General features: G+C 74.9%; 14 protein-coding genes and 1 pseudogene. 8 read left to right on the forward strand and 7 right to left on the reverse strand.

Going from position 1 to position 18735, the window contains the following annotated elements; all coding sequences use genetic code 11:
* Window positions 1–128: 128 nt before the first annotated feature.
* Window positions 129–1775: a DNA repair helicase XPB gene (locus ACGFQC_RS15560; RefSeq protein WP_363086796.1), complete on the reverse strand. Its 1647-nt coding sequence runs from the start codon at window positions 1773–1775 to the stop codon at window positions 129–131.
* Window positions 1776–1872: 97 nt separating this feature from the next.
* Here ACGFQC_RS15560 and ACGFQC_RS15565 point away from each other — a divergent pair.
* Window positions 1873–2363 (forward strand): annotated as a pseudogene (locus ACGFQC_RS15565) (NUDIX domain-containing protein).
* A gap of 20 nt (window positions 2364–2383) precedes the next feature.
* On the opposite strand, the gene ACGFQC_RS15570 reads toward ACGFQC_RS15565, so the two are convergent.
* Entirely contained in the window at window positions 2384–5089 is a 2706-nt protein-coding gene (locus ACGFQC_RS15570) for a helicase-associated domain-containing protein (protein ID WP_363086795.1), read from the reverse strand.
* A 273-nt stretch (window positions 5090–5362) separates the two neighbouring features.
* On the opposite strand from ACGFQC_RS15570, the gene ACGFQC_RS15575 reads away from it, so the two are divergent.
* Both ACGFQC_RS15575 and ACGFQC_RS15580 read left to right on the forward strand, forming a co-directional pair.
* Window positions 5363–6343: a hypothetical protein gene (locus tag ACGFQC_RS15575; RefSeq protein ID WP_363086794.1), complete on the forward strand. Its 981-nt coding sequence runs from the start codon at window positions 5363–5365 to the stop codon at window positions 6341–6343.
* A 189-nt stretch (window positions 6344–6532) separates the two neighbouring features.
* The gene (locus ACGFQC_RS15580) at window positions 6533–7168 is read left to right on the forward strand and encodes a haloacid dehalogenase-like hydrolase (RefSeq protein WP_363086793.1); all 636 of its coding nucleotides are present in this window, start codon (window positions 6533–6535) and stop codon (window positions 7166–7168) included.
* Window positions 7169–7209: 41 nt separating this feature from the next.
* Here ACGFQC_RS15580 and ACGFQC_RS15585 read toward each other — a convergent pair whose 3' ends face one another.
* Window positions 7210–7458, reverse strand: coding sequence for a hypothetical protein (locus ACGFQC_RS15585; protein WP_363086792.1), 249 nt, complete (start codon window positions 7456–7458; stop codon window positions 7210–7212).
* Window positions 7459–7623: 165 nt separating this feature from the next.
* On the opposite strand from ACGFQC_RS15585, the gene ACGFQC_RS15590 reads away from it, so the two are divergent.
* Entirely contained in the window at window positions 7624–8007 is a 384-nt protein-coding gene (locus ACGFQC_RS15590; RefSeq protein WP_363086791.1) for a cold-shock protein, read from the forward strand.
* A 19-nt stretch (window positions 8008–8026) separates the two neighbouring features.
* Here the strand turns inward: ACGFQC_RS15590 and ACGFQC_RS15595 are convergent, their stop codons facing one another.
* From ACGFQC_RS15595 to ACGFQC_RS15610, 4 genes are all read right to left on the reverse strand, one after another.
* Window positions 8027–8905 carry a 1,4-dihydroxy-6-naphthoate synthase gene (locus ACGFQC_RS15595; protein WP_363086790.1) on the reverse strand — a complete coding sequence of 293 codons (879 nt, stop codon included), beginning with the start codon at window positions 8903–8905 and terminating at the stop codon, window positions 8027–8029.
* On the reverse strand, window positions 8895–9644 hold the full coding sequence (locus ACGFQC_RS15600; RefSeq protein ID WP_363086789.1) for a futalosine hydrolase: 750 nt from the start codon (window positions 9642–9644) through the stop codon (window positions 8895–8897). Before ACGFQC_RS15600 ends, ACGFQC_RS15595 begins: the two co-directional genes overlap by 11 nt.
* Window positions 9614–10093: a DUF2771 domain-containing protein gene (locus ACGFQC_RS15605; RefSeq protein ID WP_382785471.1), complete on the reverse strand. Its 480-nt coding sequence runs from the start codon at window positions 10091–10093 to the stop codon at window positions 9614–9616. Before ACGFQC_RS15605 ends, ACGFQC_RS15600 begins: the two co-directional genes overlap by 31 nt.
* Before the next feature lie 222 nt (window positions 10094–10315).
* A complete protein-coding gene (locus ACGFQC_RS15610; protein WP_363086787.1) occupies window positions 10316–11749 on the reverse strand; it encodes an MFS transporter in 1434 nt (477 codons plus the stop codon).
* 401 nt (window positions 11750–12150) lie between these two features.
* On the opposite strand from ACGFQC_RS15610, the gene ACGFQC_RS15615 reads away from it, so the two are divergent.
* The 4 genes from ACGFQC_RS15615 (at window position 12151) to ACGFQC_RS15630 (ending at window position 18718) form a co-directional block, all read left to right on the forward strand.
* Window positions 12151–13077, forward strand: coding sequence for a DUF3027 domain-containing protein (locus tag ACGFQC_RS15615; protein ID WP_363086786.1), 927 nt, complete (start codon window positions 12151–12153; stop codon window positions 13075–13077).
* Between the two features lie 490 nt (window positions 13078–13567).
* Window positions 13568–16696, forward strand: a complete 3129-nt coding sequence (locus tag ACGFQC_RS15620) for a sacsin N-terminal ATP-binding-like domain-containing protein (RefSeq protein WP_363086785.1) — start codon at window positions 13568–13570, stop codon at window positions 16694–16696.
* Window positions 16697–16940: 244 nt separating this feature from the next.
* Window positions 16941–17810 carry a hypothetical protein gene (locus tag ACGFQC_RS15625; protein ID WP_363086784.1) on the forward strand — a complete coding sequence of 290 codons (870 nt, stop codon included), beginning with the start codon at window positions 16941–16943 and terminating at the stop codon, window positions 17808–17810.
* Window positions 17811–17908: 98 nt separating this feature from the next.
* A complete protein-coding gene (locus ACGFQC_RS15630; protein ID WP_363086783.1) occupies window positions 17909–18718 on the forward strand; it encodes a hypothetical protein in 810 nt (269 codons plus the stop codon).
* Window positions 18719–18735 lie beyond the last annotated feature (17 nt).

The raw sequence follows: 18735 nt of genomic DNA on the forward strand, positions 1-18735 counted from the left end.
CGTAGTCCCCGCCCCGGTCGGGGTCTCTGCCCGCGCCGTAGTCCCCGCCCCGGTCGGGGTCTCCGTCCGCGCCGTAGTCCCCGGCCGCGGCCGGGGGTCCTCCGCCCGCGCCGTGGACCCGCTCCCGCTCAGGCGTCCTCCGCCAGGAGTTCGTCCGCGTCCATGATCCGGTAGGCGTAGCCCTGCTCGGCGAGGAAGCGCTGCCGGTGGGCGGCGAAGTCCTGGTCGAGCGTGTCGCGGGCGACGACCGAGTAGAAGTGCGCCTGGTGGCCGTCCGCCTTCGGCCGCAGCACCCGTCCCAGCCGCTGGGCCTCCTCCTGGCGCGAGCCGAAGGTGCCCGACACCTGGATGGCGACCGTCGCCTCCGGCAGGTCGATCGAGAAGTTCGCGACCTTCGACACCACCAGCACGCTGATCTCGCCCTGCCGGAACGACTCGAACAGCTTCTCGCGCTGGGCGTTGGACGTCTCGCCCTTGATGACGGGCGCGTCCAGGTGCTCCCCCAGCTCGTCGAGCTGGTCGATGTACTGCCCGATGACGAGGATCTGCTGCCCGGCGAACCGCCGCACGATCGCCTCCGTCACCTTCCGCTTGGTCTCGGTGGTGGCACAGAAGCGGTACTTCTCCTCGGCCTCGGCGGTCGCGTACGCGAGCCGCTCGGAGTCCGTCAGGTTCACCCGGACCTCGACGCAGTCCGCGGGCGCGATGTAGCCCTGCGCCTCGATCTCCTTCCACGGGGCGTCGAACCGCTTCGGCCCGATGAGGGAGAACACGTCCGACTCGCGGCCGTCCTCGCGCACCAGCGTGGCCGTCAGGCCCAGCCGGCGCCGCGCCTGGAGGTCGGCGGTGAACTTGAAGACCGGCGCCGGCAGCAGGTGCACCTCGTCGTAGACGACCAGCCCCCAGTCACGGGAGTCGAACAGCTCCAGGTGCGGGTAGACGCCCTTCCGCCGGGTCGTGAGCACCTGGTAGGTGGCGATGGTGACGGGGCGGATCTCCTTGCGCGTCCCGCTGTACTCGCCGATCTCCTCCTCGGTCAGCGACGTCCGCTTGATCAGCTCGTGCTTCCACTGCCGGGCGGAGACGGTGTTGGTGACGAGGATCAGCGTGGTCGACTTGGCCTGCGCCATCGCCCCGGCCCCGACCAGTGTCTTCCCGGCGCCGCAGGGCAGGACGACGACCCCGGACCCGCCGTGCCAGAAGTTCTCCACGGCCTGCTTCTGGTAGGGCCGCAGCGCCCAGCCGTCCTCGGCCAGCTCGATCGGGTGCGCCTCGCCGTCGACGTACCCCGCGAGGTCCTCGGCGGGCCAGCCCAGCTTCAGCAGGGTCTGCTTGATCTGCCCGCGCTCGGAGGGGTGCACGGCGACCGTGTCGGGGTCGATCCGTGCCCCGACCAGCGGGGCGACCCGCTTGGACCGCAGGATCTCCTCCAGGACCGGCCGGTCCGTGGTGGTCAGCACGAGACCGTGCGCGGGGTGCTTGCTGAGCGTCAGCCGCCCGTAGCGGTCCATCGTCTCGGCGATGTCCACCAGCAGCGCGTGCGGCACCGGGTACCGGCTGAACTCCACGAGCGCGTCCACCACCTGCTCGGCGTCGTGCCCGGCGGCGCGCGCGTTCCACAGGCCCAGCGGGGTCAGCCGGTAGGTGTGGATGTGCTCGGGCGCCCGCTCCAGCTCCGCGAACGGCGCGATGGCCCGACGGCACGCGTCGGCCCGCTCGTGGTCGACCTCCAGGAGCAGGGTCTTGTCCGACTGGACGATGAGTGGACCATTCACGCGCGGCACCCTTCCCTTCACGGCTGTGGCACGCGGCCAAACGTCCAGTGTGCCCTACCGGCCACGACCGGGGCCGGGGTGCGCCAGAGTGGCCTTCATGACAGCCACGGGCGAGCGGGTCGAACGGGTGGACGAACGGGATCGGGTGATCGGGGTGGTGGACCGCGATGAGGCCGTCGCCCGCCACTGGCTGCACCGCGTCGCCACCACCGTCCGCCGGGACGCGCACGGCCGGTTCCTGGCGCACCGGCGGCCGGAGACCGTCTCCCGCTTCCCGGCTGCCACCACCGGCTGACCGGCGGAGCCGTCGAGCCCGGCGAGTCCTACGAGCGGGCCGCCGCCCGTGAAAGCGCCGGGGAACTCGGCGCGCGGGCGCCGGTCCGGCCCCTGTTCGGGTTCCCGTGCCGGGGAGCGGTCAGCCCGTACTGACTAGGCGTCCACGAGGCCGTCGTCACCGGCGCCCTCACCCCCGGCCCGGCCGAGACCGACGGGTACGCCTGGGTCACCGGGAGCGAACTGCGGCGCATGGCCGGACGCCCGACGTTCGTCCCCGACGGCGCCGAGGCCCTGCGCCGCCACCCGGCCTGATCCGGACGGGAGGCCAGGCCCTACGCCTCGTCGTCCGCCAGCTCCGCCACTCCCGTGATCCGGTGCAGCGGGTACGTCCTGACCTCGTCCGCCGTGTGGTCGTACGCCGTCACGAAGCCGCCCTCCACCCGGACCGGGGCGATGACGCGCTGGCTGGCGGCCCCCTCGGCGTTGACGTAGCCGATCCACACGGCCTCGCCGGTGAGGACGGCGGCCTGCACGGTGGCGAGGGTCTCCGCCGGCGAGGTGCGGGGCAGCGCGCCGGGCGCCCGCGCCGCGCTGTCGTCGGCCGGCTTGCGGGGTGCCGTGGACGCCAGGTCGCCGGCGCGGATCGCCCGGACCGCGGCCGACAGCAGGGTGTCGTCGGGGACGGGCGGACCCTCCGGCACCGGCTCCGGGGCGGTGCGGGGCGGGGTGCGGTGGGCGTCGGCACGGGTGATCAGGACGTCGCCCTCCGCCGACTCGGCGGCCGGCGCGAACCCCATCGCCCGCAGCCCGTCGAGGAGGGCCGCCGGGTCGGCCCCGGCCGCCAGCACGGTCGGCGCGAGACGGCGCAGCCGCAGGGCGGCGGCCCGCTTGTCGGCGAGGATCTCGTTCAGCATCGCGTCGTCGTCGCAGCGGACGTACGCCGAGGCCGCGCCCACCCGCAGGTGCCCGTGCCGGCGCGCCACGTCGTCGATCAGGTACGCCAACGGCTGCGGGACCGGCGTGCGGGAGTGCTCCGCGAGAAAGGCGTGCAGGTCGGAGGCGGTACGGCCGGCGTCCAGGGCGCGGCGTACGGAACCGGGCGTGAAGCGGTAGACGGTCGCCCCGCCCTTCGACTCGACGTCGGCCAGCACGCCCAGCATGTCGGCGAGGGGCCGGTGCAGCGGGCCCGGCGCCACCGCGGTCAGGTCCGCCTGGAGCAGCACGTGGTCCAGCGGCTCGGGAAGCAGTGGCGTCAGCAGCCGGACGGCGGCGGCGGAGGCGACGGCCTGCTCGGCGGCCGGGAGAGGGCCGGGAGCCAGGGGCGTCGCGTCCGGGGCCGCGGTGTGGTGGGGGAAGGGAAGCCTGTCGCCGGGGCCCGGTGCGAAGTCCCCGCCTCGGGCGGCCACCAAACCTCTCGGCACCTGCGAGGACTCGGTGCCTCGCGACGGGTCCGTCTCCCGCGACCGGTCCGCGTCTCGCGGGGAGTGGCCGCTCCGCCCGGCGGTGCCTCCGGCCGCGGGGGCCGCCTCGTCCCGCCCGCCGGCCGGCCGGGCCGCCGCCGGACCGAGGAGGGCCCGGCCCTGGGACGACAGGGCCCCCCGGCCCGTGACGCCCAGCAGCTCCGCCTCCGACAGGGTCCAGCGGGCCAGCCGGGCGCGCAGGTCGTCCTCGCGCTGAGGTCCGCGCAGGGGGCGCTCCCAGCTCAGCCGGGCGAGCACCGACTCGGCGGTCGGCACGGTGCCCTCCGCGAGCCCGGCCAGCAGCACCAGCACCCGGCGGCGCACCTCCGGCGCGGCCGAGCGGTCCAGGCCCGGCCCGAGCGCCGACAGCGTCCGCTCCTTCGTGTCCCGCCCGCCGACCAGCCCGGGCGTCCGGGTCCCCGCCAGCCAGGCCTGAGCCAGCCGGACCCAGCGCTCGGCGGCCGGACGCTCCAGCCACTCGTCGTAGGCGGGGGTGGCCGCGTACCGCTCGTCGGCCTCGCCGTCGGAGGCGATCAGCCCGGCGGCGTACGCCAGCTCGACCCAGAACGCGGCCATCGGCTCCGACACGTCCAGGGCGACGGCCGTCCGCTTCAGGTCCCGCAGGCTCAGCCCGCCCGCGCGCAGCACCGCGGGGCCGCCCTCGTCCCACTCCTTCAGCAGCTCCTCGACGGTCGCCAGCGCGGTGTACGCCTGCCCCGCCGCGGCCGCGTCCACCACCCGCGGACGGTGCGTCGCGGCCGGCTCGACGGCGGGCGGCACCGGCTCGGGCGTGCGGTGCGCGCGGCCGGCCCGCAGATGCAGGGCCACCTCGCGCGGCAGGACGACCGTGCCGGGCGAGGTCGGCAGCAGCAGCCCCCGGTCCAGCAGCCAGCGCAGCCGGGCCCCCGGCTCGGCGGTGACCTGCCCGTACGGCGGTCCCCACACCAGCCGGTCCAGCACGTCGAGGGACTCGGCGGGAGCCCCGGCGAGCAGCGCGCCCATCTTCCGGCGGTCGCCGAACAGGCCGGCCAGCGCGCCGGCCGCGGAGACGGGGTCATGGGTGGACGGCAGCCCGGCGGCCGTCACGATCTCCTGGATCCGGCCCGGCGACATGCCCGCGGTGGCCTCCCGCACGGACGGGCCGAGTCCGGTCGGCGAGGGGTGCTGCGGGGACGGGACGAGCAGCTCGCGGGCGGTGCGGACCAGCCGGAGCCGGTCGTCGTCGCCCCAGACCAGGGCCTGCTCCCGCAGTACGGCCACCGCCCCCGGAAGGGCGGCCTCGACGACCGCGTCCCGTTCGTCCCCGGCCATCAGCCCCAGCAGCTCCCCGTACGCCGCCGGTTCCGCCGCCACGGCCAGCGCCTCCGCCGTCTGGAGCGTGAACCGGTCCAGCCGCTCCAGGGCCCGCAGCACCGAGGCACGGGTCCCGGCGCGGGTGGCGAGCTGGGTGAGGTCGGTGGGGACCGGCGTGACGAGGTCGGGGCGGGCGCGCAGGAGCGCGGCCAGGGACGCGTCGTCCCGGGCGCGGAGCGCCTCCGCGAGGGAACGCGGGGCCGAGGGCTTCTCGTCGCTGCTCATCCGCTCCACGGTAGCGGGTGGCGGGCCCGGGGAGAGGGCGGCGCCGGGCCCGGGGACCCGCGCGCCGGGCGGGTGGCGGACGAACCGAACATTTCCCCGGTGACCTCGGAGCCGCGGAACTTCCGCCGCGAGTACGGCGACTGAGACGACCGCCGCCGCCCGCCGGCGCCGAACTCCCGCCGCCGCCCGCCGCCATGAACGGCGGGGCGGCGGCCACGCTGCGCTAACGTCGTGTCGCGGGGTATCCAAGGCACCGGCCCCGGAGGGGACTTCGTGGGTATCGAAAGCGATCAGGTCGTCTACGAGTATCTGAGCCGCGTCGGCGACGTGGCTCAGCAGCGGCAGCTGTCGTCGGCCACGCGCATGCGGCTCGTGTCCGAACTGCGCAACGAGATCGACCGGCGCCGCGCCAAGGCGCCCGTCGACAGCCCGGCCGCCGTCCGCCGCATCCTCGACCGGCTCGGAAGCCCCGACGAGGTCGTCTCGGCGGTCGGCGGCACCCGTGGCGACGCCGCCCCGCAGGCCCCGCCCGCCGCGGTGCCCGTCCAGCGGCAGCAGGAACCGCCGGCCGCCGGACGCCGGCCCAAAGGGCTGCGGCGCGTCGTGCCCCGCCCCCGGCCGCGCCCCGACGCGCCCGCCGCCTCCCCGGAGGTCCCGTCGCCGCCGCACCGCGCGGGCGCGCACGAACTGGGCGGTGGCGGGGAGACCCCGGACTGGTGGCGCCGGGAGGCGACCCCGTTCGGGCTGGGGGAGGAGGTGCCGGGGTTCGTCGGCGGGGTGGAGATCGCGGACATGCTGAGGCCGCCGCCGCCCCCGTCGGCGCGGGAGAAGGCGCCCCCGGCGACGCCGGTACCGGAATCGGACCCGCAGGAGCCCGCCGCCCGCCGTCGCCGCTTCCTTCCGGCGCTGCCCGGCGGCCGCTGGACCAACCCGCTGCTGCTCCTGGCCGCCGCCTGCCTGGTGGCGGGCGCGGTGACCGGGAAATGGATCGTGCTGCTCGTCGGCTGGGCCATCGCCTACGCCTCCCGGCGGTTGTCCGACCGCGAGACCAAGTGGGCGGTCGTGGTCCTGCCCGGCCTCGCCGTCGCCGCGGGCGTCGGCTGGCTCTGGGGCCGCACCACCGGCCGCTGGGGCGCCCCGATCCCCGAGGGCCACATGAACGAGGCACTGGCGCAGACCTGGCCGTGGGTCCTGCGCGGCGCGGCGCTGGCCTCGGCCGCGTTCCTGGTGTGGCGGTCCCAGCGGGCCAGGTGACGGACCGCACGCCGAAGGCGGGACGATCCCACCGGCCCGGCCGGAGGCGGACTGCCCGGCCGGAGCCGGACTGCCCGGCCGGAGCCGGACTGCCCGCCCGGAGCCGGACTGCCCGGCCGGAGCCGCGACGCACCCCGACCCCGCCCTGGCCCCGGCCTCGGCCCCGCGGGGGCTCGGCAGAATGGGGGCATGACTTCCCCGCGCTCCGTCGCCCCCGTCGTCGGGTTCGATCTCGACATGACCCTCATCGACTCCCGGCCGGGCATCCACGCCGCCTACGTGGAACTGGCCGCCCGCAGTGGGACGTACATCGACGCGGATCTGGTGGTGACGAGGCTGGGGCCGCCGCTGGAGGACGAGATGGCGCAGTGGTTCCCGGCGGAGCGGGTCGCGGTGATGGCCGACCTGTACCGGGAGATCTACCCGGAGTACGCCGTCACCCGCACGTCCGCGATGCCCGGCGCACGGGAGGCGGTCGAGGCGGTGCGGGCGGCGGGCGGCCGGGCGATCGTGGTCACCGCGAAGTGGGAGCCGAACGCCGAGCTCCACCTGACGCACCTGGGCATCGAGGCGGACGCCGTCGTCGGCAACCTGTGGGCGGAGCAGAAGGCGGTGGCGCTGCGCGAGCACGGCGCCGGCGTCTACGTGGGCGACCACGTCGGGGACGTCCGCGGCGCCCGCGCCGCCGACGCGCTGTCGGTGGCCGTCCCGACGGGCCCGTGCGGCGCGGACGACCTGCGCGAGGCCGGCGCCGACGTGGTCCTCGCGGACCTGACGCACTTCCCGGCCTGGCTCACCGGACACCTGGCAGCCGGGGCGGCCTGACCGGAGGCTGCCGCGCCCCGGAGGACGGCGCGCCCCGGCGGCTACCGCGCCCCGCGCGCCTGCCGGCGCCCGGCCGCGACGGACTGCAACACTCCCGCGCCCGCGATCAGGAATCCGACGCCCATGAGCATGCTCAGACCGAACATGTACGTCGGAAACGGCGTCGTGCCGAGGAACAGCGGGGCCACGGTGACCAGTGTGGCCACGGCGCCGATGAAGAACACGATGGCACCGGCACGGATCAGTCGGTCACCGGGAGCGGCGGAATTCGTTTGGGTTTTGTCACGCACCCGACCAGGGTAGTTCCCAGCGCGAAGGAACAACCGGGAAGACGTCTTGTCACCCGGGTGAAGACCATTAGCCTTGGTGGCGGCGGGTCGAGGTCGACCCGCCGCGGTGCTGTCAAGAGCCGTTTCCCCAGCAGTTTTCCGACGAGTACGAGGACGAGGACAGACGTGCCCACCGGCAAAGTCAAGTGGTTCAACAATGAGAAGGGCTTCGGCTTTCTCTCCCGTGACGACGGCGGTGACGTCTTCGTCCATTCCTCGGTCCTCCCCGCCGGAGTCGAGACGCTCAAGCCGGGCCAGCGCGTGGAGTTCGGCGTCGTGGCCGGACAGCGCGGTGACCAGGCACTTTCGGTCGTGGTCCTCGACCCGACGCCCTCGGTCGCGGCCGCCCAGCGCAAGAAGCCGGACGAACTCGCCTCCATCGTCCAGGATTTGACGACCCTCCTCGAGAACATCACGCCGATGCTGGAGAGGGGCCGTTACCCCGAGAAGAACTCCGGCAAGCAGATCGCGGGTCTGCTGCGCGCCGTCGCCGACCAGTTGGACGTGTGACCGGAAGGCGTCGACCCGTTCACGGGAAATCGAGTGACCGCGGGCCGAGGGGCGGTACCAGTCCCTCGGCCGCCGCGCGCGTGAGGAGTCCGCGTACGGCCGCGTAGCCGTCCTCGCCGAGGTCGGCCGTGAACTCGTTGACGTACAGCCCGATGTGCCGGTCGGCGACGGCCGGGTCCATTTCCTGGGCGTGTTCCATGACGTACGGGCGCGACGCCCCGGGGTCGTCCCAGGCGGCGCGCACCGAGGCGCGGACGGCGTCGGCGAGGCCGGTCAGGGCCGCGGCGCCGAGCGACCGCTTCGCGATGATGGCGCCGAGCGGGATCGGCAGCCCGGTGGTGGACTCCCAGTGCTCGCCCATGTCCGCGAGTTTGTGCAGTCCGTAGTTCTGATAGGTGAAGCGGGCCTCGTGGATGACCAGGCCCGCGTCGACCCTGCCGTCCCGCACGGCCGGCATGATCTCGTGGAAGGGCATGACGACGATCTCGCCGACCCCGCCGGGCACCATGTCCGCCGCCCACAGCCGGAACAGCAGGTAGGCCGTCGACCGCTCGCTCGGCACGGCCACGGTCCGGCCGGTCAGTCCCGCACCGCCGGCGGCGGGCGAGGCACCCGCGGGCCCGGCCTCCGCGGTCAGCACCAGCGGCCCGCACCCCCGCCCCAGCGCGCCCCCGCAGGGCAGCAGTGCGTAGTCGTCGAGGACGTACGGCAGCACGGCGTACGACACCTTGAGCACGTCGTGCTCGCCGCGCTCGGCCATGCCGTTGGTGAGGTCGATGTCCGCGAACGTCACGTCGAGCGCGGGCGCGCCGGGGACGCGGCCGTGGGCCAGGGCGTCGAAGACGAAGGTGTCGTTCGGGCAGGGGGAGTACGCGATCTGCAAGGGGTCACCGGTCATGTGGGTTCCAACTCTCCAGGACGGGTGCGAGCTTCCCGAAGGCCGTCGTCAGGGCGGCCAGCGCCTCGCCGATCCGCCAGGCGGCGCGGTCGCGCGGGCCCACCGGGTTGGAGACCGCGCGGACCTCCAGCACGGGCACGCCGTGCGCGACGGCGGCCTCGGCGACGCCGAAGCCCTCCATGCCCTCGGCGAGGGCCCGCGGGTGGCGGGCCCGCAGCGCGGCGGCCCGGGCGGCGGTGCCGGTGACCGTGGAGACGGTCAGGACGGTGCCGGTGAGCGCTCCGGTGGCGGCCGCGGCCGACCGGACCAGGGCGGCGGGCGGGTGGTGGGTGACGGTGCCGAAGCCCAGCTCGGTCACCGGCAGGAAGCCTTCGGCGGTCTCCGCGCCCAGGTCGGCGGCGGTGATCTCGTCGGCGACGACCAGGGAGCCGACGGGCGCCTCGGGAAGGAACCCGCCGCCGATGCCGGCCGAGACGACGAGGCCGTACGGCGTGCTCTCCAGGGCGGCGGCGGTCAGGGCGGCGGAGACGGACGCGGCGGCGAGGGCGGGGCCGACACCGGCCGCGAGGAGGTCGTACGCCGCGCCGGTGCGGTGCAGGGCCGCACCCGGCCTGTGCACCGGGCGGCCGGGCTCCGGCAGGGCCCGTGCCACCGCGTCCCGTTCGGCGGGGACCGCGGTGGCCACGAGGACGCGGGCGGAGGACGTGGTCAGTCGTCCTTCTTCAGCTTGAACGACCACAGGCCGGTGACCGCCTGGCTGTCCTTCTTGCCGTCGCCCGCCTTGATGGAGACCAGGGTCGAGTCGCCCTGGGCGCCGTACTGGGCGTTGAAGAAGACGCTGCCCGGGATGGTGCGGTAGGTCTTGGTGCTGTCCTCGGTGAGCGGCTGGCCGTTCATCAGGATCGTCCAGCGCTGGTCGGCGACCTCCGGGTCGACGCCGAAGCGGACGGTCTCGTCCGGGTCGACGGTGATGGACTTGATGTCCTTGTCGGCCAGGCACTTCGTCAGCTCCGCGGCCTTGAGGACGCCGTCCTCACCGCCGCAGGTGGCCTCCGAGCTGACCGAGGAGGAGCCGACGGTGATCGTGGACAGCGGGGTCGGCTTGTCGCACGCCGACAGGACGAGCAGTCCGGCGGAAACGGCGCCGGCGGCGGCGACGGCGCGGCGGCGTCGCACAACGGATCGCATCGAGGTCATGGGGCGAAGGCTATCTGGCACGTCCGGCGCCCCCTCTACGTGGGGTGCGGCGCGGCCGCGGGTTACGCCACGCGGGCTCGGGCCCGCCCGCCCGGGCGGGCGACTTCCGATCGGAGCGGGCGCCGTGCCGGGCGGGCCGGGCGGGAGGCGGGAAGCGGGGCGCAGTGCCGGGCGGGCGGCAGAGCGCCGGGCCGGGCGGGCGGCGGGGCGAGGTCAGGCGACCTTCGCCCGGGGCGGCCCCTTGTGCCGGGCCGAGCCGATCAGGCCCCGTGCGGTGGTCGCCCAGCCGGTGGCGATGACCAGGGCGGCCACGGACAGCCCCAGGGTGCCGTTCAGCGGCATCACGATGCCGACCGCGCCCCCGACCACCCACGACATCTGCAACAGCGTCTCCGAGCGGGCGAACGCCGAGGTGCGCACCAGTTCGGGCACGTCCCGCTGGATCAGCGCGTCCAGGGACAGCTTGGACAGCGCCTGCGAGAAGCCTGCGACGGCCGCCAGGCAGGCCACCAGGAACGCCCCGAAGAAGACCGCCGCCGTGATCGCCGCGCCCAGCACGACCGCGACCACGGTCACGATGATCAGTTCCGGGGCGCGTGAGCGCAGGGCCGCGCCCACGGAGGTGCCCAGCGCGTTGCCGACGCCCGCCGAGACGGCCACGATGCCCAGCGACACCGCCGCGCCCTGCCCGGTCAGCGGGTGCTCGCGCAACAGGAACGCCAGGAAGAACGTCAGGAACCCGGACAGCCAGCGCAGGGACGCGTTGGCGCCCAGGGCGTGGGTGACCGCGCTGCCGACCGTCCGCAGACCGGGGCGCTTGACCGGGCGGAGGTGCGGGCCGTGCAGGTGCTCCTCGTCGGCCGCGAGCAGCGCCCGGTCCTCCCCCTTGGCCGAGTCCACCTTCGGGGGCAGCGAGAAGGACAGGAACGTGCCCGCGACGAAGATCACGAAGGCGCCGTAGAGCGGGTAGCGCGGGCCGAGGAGCTGGAGGGCCCCGCCCACCGGAGCGGCCACACCGGTGGCCAGGAGGCCGCCCAGGGTGACCCGGGAGTTGGCCTTGACCAGCGAGAAGTTCGGTGGCAGCAGGCGCGGCACGACGGCGCTCCTGACCACGCCGTACGCCTTCGACGCCACCAGCACGCCGAGGGCCGCCGGATACAGCTGGAGGCTGCCGCTGACGACGGCGCCGGACAGCACCAGGGCGAGGAGCGACCGCGCGGCCATCGCGCCCGCCATCGCCGCGCGGCGGCCGTGCGGCAGCTTGTCGAGGAGGGGGCCGATCACCGGGGCGAGGAGCGTGAACGGGGCCATCGTGATGGCCAGGTAGAGCGCCACCCGGCCGCGGGCCTCGTCGGTGGGGACCGAGAAGAACACGGTCGAGGCGAGCGCGATGGTGATCATCACGTCGCCCGCGCCGTTCACGGCATGCAGTTCGATCAGTTTGCCGAGACCGGACTCGCCCGCGCCGTGGGCGTGCGTGGCCTTGCGGATGCCACGGACGGTTCCGGTGAACGGCAGGTGCAGGGCACGGCCGATCGCGCGGACGGACCCGTTCACCCGGCCCGAACCGCTCACCCGGTCCCTCCCCTTGTAGCCCTTCGCCCCACCGGTCCCGGTGGCGCCCTGGGGTGTCCTCGCGGCTGCCACTCCGCCATAGTGCCCCGAGAAACCGGGATGTAGCGCGGTTACCGCACGTATGGGCGCGCACTTTCCGGTTCGCGGTCGATTTCGTGGTCGGTTTCGCGGACGGTTCGCGCACGGCGTGCCCAGGGGCCGGGTCCGGGCCGGCGCCGGGGGCCTGGGCGGGGCCGGCAGGGGGACGAGTGCGCGGAAACTCGGCGCGGAGTGCCGTAGAAGCACCGTCGGTGTGGGATGAGCGGCCGCGAACAGGTAGCGTGCGTATCTCAGCCATCCCCCACAATGGATGGCACAGGTGCGCCCGAGCGCGATCGGACGCGGACGTCGACGCGGCCCACTGGTCCGCTCCGTCCGCTCCGCCGCCGGTGGCAACCGCACCCGAGTGACGGCGTAGGAGAGAAGCGATACCTGTGAGCGCAGCGACCACGCGAAGCCGCACCCCCGACCGCCTGTGCGCCGAGGCCGTCGACCTCGCCCGCGCGGCCGCAGAGGAGGCCGCCGCGCCCGGCGTGGTCGGGGAGCACGTAGGGGTCCTCTCCGAGGGCGACCGGGTGGTGACGCACTTCTTCGAGTGCAGGGAGCTCGGCTACCGGGGCTGGCGCTGGGCGGTGACCGTCGCGCGGGCCTCGCGGGCGAAGATCGTGACCCTGGACGAGGTGGTGCTGCTGCCCGGCCCGGACGCGGTGCTGGCCCCGGAGTGGGTCCCGTGGAGCGAACGCCTGCGCCCCGGCGACATGGGCCCCGGTGACCTCCTGCCCACGGACGCGGACGACCTGCGTCTGGAACCCGGCTACACCGGCGAGGACGCCCCGCTGTCCAGCTCGCCCGTCTCGGAGGAGATGGCGGAGCTGGCGGAGGCCGAGGACGCCGAGGTGACGGCGGCGCCGCCCGCGCGGCTGCCGGCCGTCCCGTCCCGCGGCTCCATCCCCGCGGTGGCCGAGGAGCTGGGGATGCGCCGGGCGCGCGTGCTGTCGCGCTACGGCCTGCACACCGCCGCCGACCGCTGGGAGGAGGCGTTCGGGGCCAAGACCCCGATGGCGCAGGCGGCGCCGGCGTCCTGCGTCAGCTGCGGCTTCCTCACGCCGATCGGCGGCTCCCTCGGGCAGGCCTTCGGGGTCTGCGCCAACGAGTTCTCCCCGGCCGACGGGCGCGTGGTGTCGCTGGCGTACGGCTGCGGCGGGCACTCGGAGGCGGCGGTCATGCCGAAGCCGCCCCGGCCGGCCCTGCCGGTGATCGACGAGAACCGGGTGGACCCCTTCCCGCTGCGGCCGGCCCCGGACTCCGGTTCGGTACCGGTGGTGACGGACGAGGAGTCGGCGGAGCTGGGCCACTCCTAGGGCCTGTCGTTCGGATCATGCCGGGCTCGCGGGGGTCTGGTGCCGCTCCTCGCCGCGTTGTCGTCGGTCGCCAGGGCTCCGCCCCGGCTCCCTCCGCCCCGGCTCCCTCCTCCGCCTCGCGAGGCTCCCCCACTGCCCGAAAGGCGTGGGAGGTGCCCCCGGCACCGGACCGCGCTCCCTGATCCGGCCCGATCCAGACGAAGGACCCTGGGCCGCAGGGGCCGAGCCGGGAGGGCGGCCGGATCCCGGGGCCCCCGCCCCGGTCCCCGCTTCCGGTCCGGACGGCCCGTCCTCGGAACGCCGGACGGGCCGGGACACCCGAGCGTCGCCTTTCGGCTCACCGGGTCGGGTGGTGGGTGGGCACAGGTCGGGGGGCCAGGGGGCGGAGCCCTCCGGGCGGGACCGGAGGGGGACGGCCTCCACGATGCGAAACCGGCGGAGCCGCAGCGCGGTACCTTCGAGCTCACGGCGATGAGGAGAGTGAACCGACGTGAGCAAGTTCGTGCGGCCCGCGGCCGAAGGGGCAGATCCGTTCGGAACGGCCCGACTGCGGCGCGGAGTGCTGGACGCCTGGGCCACGAGTCCCGCCCGTTTCCGGGAGGACGCGAACGCCGAGGAGGATCTGGTCCTCGGCGGCTACCGGGACCGCCTCGTCGTCGAGTTGGCGCAGAACGCCGCCGACGCGGCCGCCCGCGCCGGTGTGCCCGGCCGGCTGCGCCTCACCCTGCGCGAGGGCGTGCTGGTCGCCGCGAACACCGGCGCCCCGCTGGACGCGGCCGGCGTCGAGTCGCTCTCCACCCTGCGCGCCTCCGCGAAACGCGAGGCCCACCGGTCGGCGGTCGGCCGCTTCGGCGTCGGCTTCGCCGCCGTTCTCGCCGTCACCGACGAGCCCGCCGTGATCGGCCGGCACGGCGGGGTCCGCTGGTCCCTGGCGGAGGCCCGCGTGCTGGCCTCCGAGACCGCCCGTCACAGTCCCGGCCTGGGCGACGAGATCCGCCGCCGCGAGGGCCATGTGCCGCTGCTGCGGCTGCCCTTCGCCGCCGAGGGCACCGCCCCCGAGCCCTACGACACGGCCGTCATCCTGCCGCTGCGCGACACCGCCGCCGCCGCCGATCTCGCGGAACGGCTGCTCACCGCCGTCGACGACGCCCTCGTCCTCGCCCTGCCGGGCCTGGAGGAGGTCGTGATCGAGGTCGGCGACGCGGCCCCCCGCGTCCTGCGCCGGGACACCGACGGCGACCTCACGGTCGTGTCGGACACGCGGGAGGGCACGACCCGGTGGCGGATCGCCGCCGCGCACGGGCCCCTCACGCCCGACCTGCTCGCCGACCGGCCGGTGGAGGAGCGGCTGCGGCCCCACTGGTCGTTGACCTGGGCCGTGCCGGTCGACGCGGACGGGTCCCCGGCCCGGCCCCGCACCAGCCCCGTCGTGCACGCGCCCACCCCCAGCGACGAGCCGCTCGGCGTGCCCGCGCTGCTGATCGCCTCCTTCCCCCTCGACACCACCCGGCGGCACGCGGCGCCCGGCCCGCTCACCGACCACCTCGTGCGGCGGGCGGCGGACGCGTACGCCGCACTGCTGGCCGGCTGGCGCCCGGTGACCGCCGGGCTCATCGACCTCGTGCCGGGCCCGCTGGGCAAGGGCGAGCTGGACGGTGCCCTGCGGCAGGCGATCCTGGAGCGGCTGCCGCGTACGGCGTTCCTGCCGCCCGCCGCCGAGCCGGTGGAGGGCGACGACGAGCTGCCCGAGGCGCTGCGGCCCCGGGACGCGGAGGTCGTCGAGGGCGCGGGCGCCGACACCGTACGGGTGCTCGCCGAAGTGCTGCCGACGCTGCTGCCGGCCGGGCTGGAGCGCCGGGTGGAGCTGCGCACGCTCGGGGTGGCGCGGGTCCCGCTGGCCGACGCCGTCGACCGGCTGGCCGGGCTGGAGAAGGACCCGCAGTGGTGGCACCGGCTCTACGAGAGCCTCGCCGGAGTGGACCCCGAGCGCCTCTCCGGGCTGCCGGTGCCCCTCGCCGACGGCCGGACGACGATCGGCCCCCGCCAGGTGCTGCTGCCCACCCCGGACACGGCCCGGCTCGACACCGAGGTCCTCGCCCGCCTCGGTCTCAAGGTGGCCCACCCCGATGCCGCGCATCCGCTGCTGGAGAAGCTGGGGGCGCTGCCCGCGACCCCGCGCGCGGTCCTGACCACCCCGCAGGTGCGGGCCGCCGTGGCCGCGTCCCTGGACGACGACCGCGGGGCCTGGGACGACCAGGACACCCCGGACGCCGAGGAACTGGCCGACGCCGTCCTCGCGCTGGTGCGCGACGCGGACCTGGAACCCGGCGAGGAGCCCTGGCTGGGCGCCCTGGCGCTGCCCGACGAGGAGGGCGAGCTCGCCCCGGCCGGCGAACTCGTCCTGCCCGGCAGCCCGTTCGCGCAGGTCGTTCGCGAGGGCGAACTCGCCTCCGTCGACCCGGAGCTGGCCGAGAAGTGGGGCGAGCAGCCGCTCGCCGCCTGCGGCGTCCTCGCGGACTTCGCGCTCGTGCGGGCCACGGACGTCGTCCTCGACCCGGACGAACTGGAGCCCCGCGAGGGCGACTTCGCCGAACCCGACGACGCGGGACTGCTGGACGCCGTGGACGTGTGGTGCGAGGACATCCTCGACCGCTTCCCCGACGCGCCCGTCCCGCCGGTCGCCACCGAGCTGGTCGCCGTCCGCGACCTCGACCTCGTCGACGACGACCACTGGCCGCAGGCCCTCGCCCTGCTCGCCCGGCCGCCCCTGCGCGACGCCCTCACCCAGCCGGTACGGATCCTCCTCCCGGACGGCACCCACGAGGTCGTACGCCCGTACACCGCCTGGTGGTTGCGCGGCCACCCCGTCCTCGACGGCCGCCGCCCGGCGGGCCTGCTCGCGGCCGGCGGCGACCCCCTCCTGCACGGCCTGTACGACCAGGCCGACGCGACCGGCTTCGACGACGAGCAGGTGCTGCGGGCCCTGGGCGTACGGACGTCCGTGGCCGCCCTTCTCGACGAGCCGGGCGGCGCGGCCGAACTGCTCGACCGGCTCGCGGACCCGGACCGCCCGGTGGGCGCCGCCCAACTGCACGGTCTCTACAGCGCGCTGGCCGAGCTGGACCCGGAACAGGTGACCCTGCCAGACGAGTTGAGGGCGGTCGTCGACGGCCGGGTCGAGGTCGTCGACGCGGCCGACGCGGTCGTCGTCGACTCCCCCGACCTGCTGCCCTTCACGGCGGGCGTCCCGCTGCTCCCCGTACGGCCCGCGCGGGCGGCGGAGCTGGCCGAGCTGTTCCAGGTCCGGCGCCTCAGCGAGTCCGTGACGGGCGAGATCCACTCCGAGGGCACCGAGCACGACGTCCCGGAACCGGTGCGCACCCTCCTCGGCCCGCGCACCCCCGCCGCCTACGTCGAACACGAGGAACTCGTCGTCGACGGCGTGGAGATCGACTGGCGCCTGACCGGCGACGGCGTTCTGCACGCCGCCACCCTGGAGGGCGTCGCCGCCGGCCTGGCCTGGGCGGCCGGCCAGTGGCCCCGCCGCTTCGAAGTGGCCGCCCTGCTGGAAGACCCTTCCAGGACGGGCGAGTTGGCACGGGACCGCTGGTTCGACTGAGCGATCGCCCGCACGAGCGGGGTGCCCCGGATCCACCGGGGCACCCGGGCGGATCCGTCCGCGTGCCCGGATCCCGGCGTCCGGACGGCCGTACGAAAATCTCCATCACTTTCGTACAACCCTTCACATCCGTCGTGCATCTGATCATGTGAGCCAACAGGCTCCGTGATCACCTGGGTCCTGCGCGATGGCGATCCGTGAGGAACACCGCCGGCCAGGACCCTCTCTCCTCCCAGGGGAATGCATGCGCATCCGCGCCACTGTGGCCGCCGTTTCCGGCGCCCTGGCCCTGTCCGCCCTCGCCGTGCCGGCCGCGCAGGCCGACGGCCCCTCCTACCGCGAGAGGGCCGCCGAGGCCTTCGCCGCCGCACACGGCGCCTCCGGCAGGTCCGCGTTCACCACCGCCGTCGACGGCGACCTGAACGTGTCCTTCTCCAACTTCAAGATCGCCGCCGCGGTCAAGGTCGGCACCACCGGCCACGTCGCCACCACGGTCACCTACAAGCTGACGCACGGCGCCGAGGTGGACATCCACGCCGAGGACTTCGTCACCGGCCCGTACATCTACAAGGGCGCGTTCGCCGACCCGGACAACATGCTGTTCGGCAACTACCCGGCCACCTGCACCGACACCTCGGCGACCACCGCCACCTGCAAGGGCAACATCGACGTCTACCCGGCCGACGGCGAACTGCTGAACTCCGACGCCGGCAGCTGGAAGGGCGGCGGGCTCGCCCTCGACCACGCCGGCGACGGCTACGCCGACCAGGGCGGCCTCGGCTCCACGCTGGTGCAGCGCAACTCGAAGCTGACCGTCAACGCCTCCCCGGAGCCGGTGAAGAAGGGCAAGACCATCACGGTCACCGGCAAGCTGTCCCGCGCGAACTGGGAGGACAACCTGTACCACGGGTACTCCACCCAGCCGGTGAAGCTGCAGTTCCGCAAGAAGGGCAGCACCGCCTACACCACGGTCAAGACCATCAGGACGAGCACGACGGGCGCCCTGAAGACGACCGTGAAGGCGACCGCGGACGGCTACTTCCGCTACAGCTTCGCGGGCACCTCGACCACCCCGGCCGTCAGCGCCGCGGGCGACTTCGTCGACGTGCGCTGAAGCCACTGACACCGCGGAGGGAACGGCCCGGCCCCGCACCCGGCGGGGACCGGGCCGTCCCCTCGCACCTTCCGCTCCAGATTCTCCGAGGAACCCGCATGCGCGTACGCGCCACCACCACCGTCGCCGCCGTCATCGGCGCCGTCGCCCTGTCCGCCCTCGCCGTGCCGGCCGCGCAGGCCGCGCCGGCCGGTCCGGCGGTCACCTTCTCCAACCTCAAGGTCAACGGCGGCAAGCCCGTCGTCGTCGGCCCCACGGCCCAGGTCACGGTCACCGCGACCTACACCGTGACGAAGCCCGCGAGCCTGAACCCGAACGCCCTCGGGACGGTGCCGGTCCTCTACCGCGGAGCCACGCTCGGCCTGACCTCCGACGACCTCATCGGCGGCGACGACGCCGGCACCTGCACGACGGTCTCCTCGACGGTCCTGAAGTGCACGGCCAAGATCCAGTTCCGCCCGAAGGCCACTTCCAGCGAGGACATCGACCTGGTCAACAGCCAGGCGGGCAGCTGGAAGCTGGGCGCCCTCGCGGCCAACGAGAGCGGCGGGCTCACCTGGCGGGGCGACCTCGGCACCGCCAAGCTGCTGCGCGCCTCGAAGCTGACCACCGACGCCACCCCCGAGCCGGTGAAGAAGGGCAAGACCCTCACCGTCACGGGCAAGCTGTCCCGCGCCAACTGGGACAACAACACCTACGCCGGGTACTCCACCCAGCCGGTGAAGCTGCAGTTCCGCAAGAAGGGCAGCACCGCCTACACCACGGTCAAGACCATCAGGACGAGCACGACGGGCGTCCTGAAGACGACCGTGAAGGCGACCGCGGACGGCTACTTCCGCTACACCTTCGCCGGCACCTCGACCACCCCGGCGGCCACCGCCACGGCTGACTTCGTCGACGTGCGCTGACCCGACCGGCCGGCCGG

The sequence above is a fragment of the Streptomyces sp. NPDC048734 genome (assembly GCF_043198675.1).
Classification (GTDB): domain Bacteria; phylum Actinomycetota; class Actinomycetes; order Streptomycetales; family Streptomycetaceae; genus Streptomyces.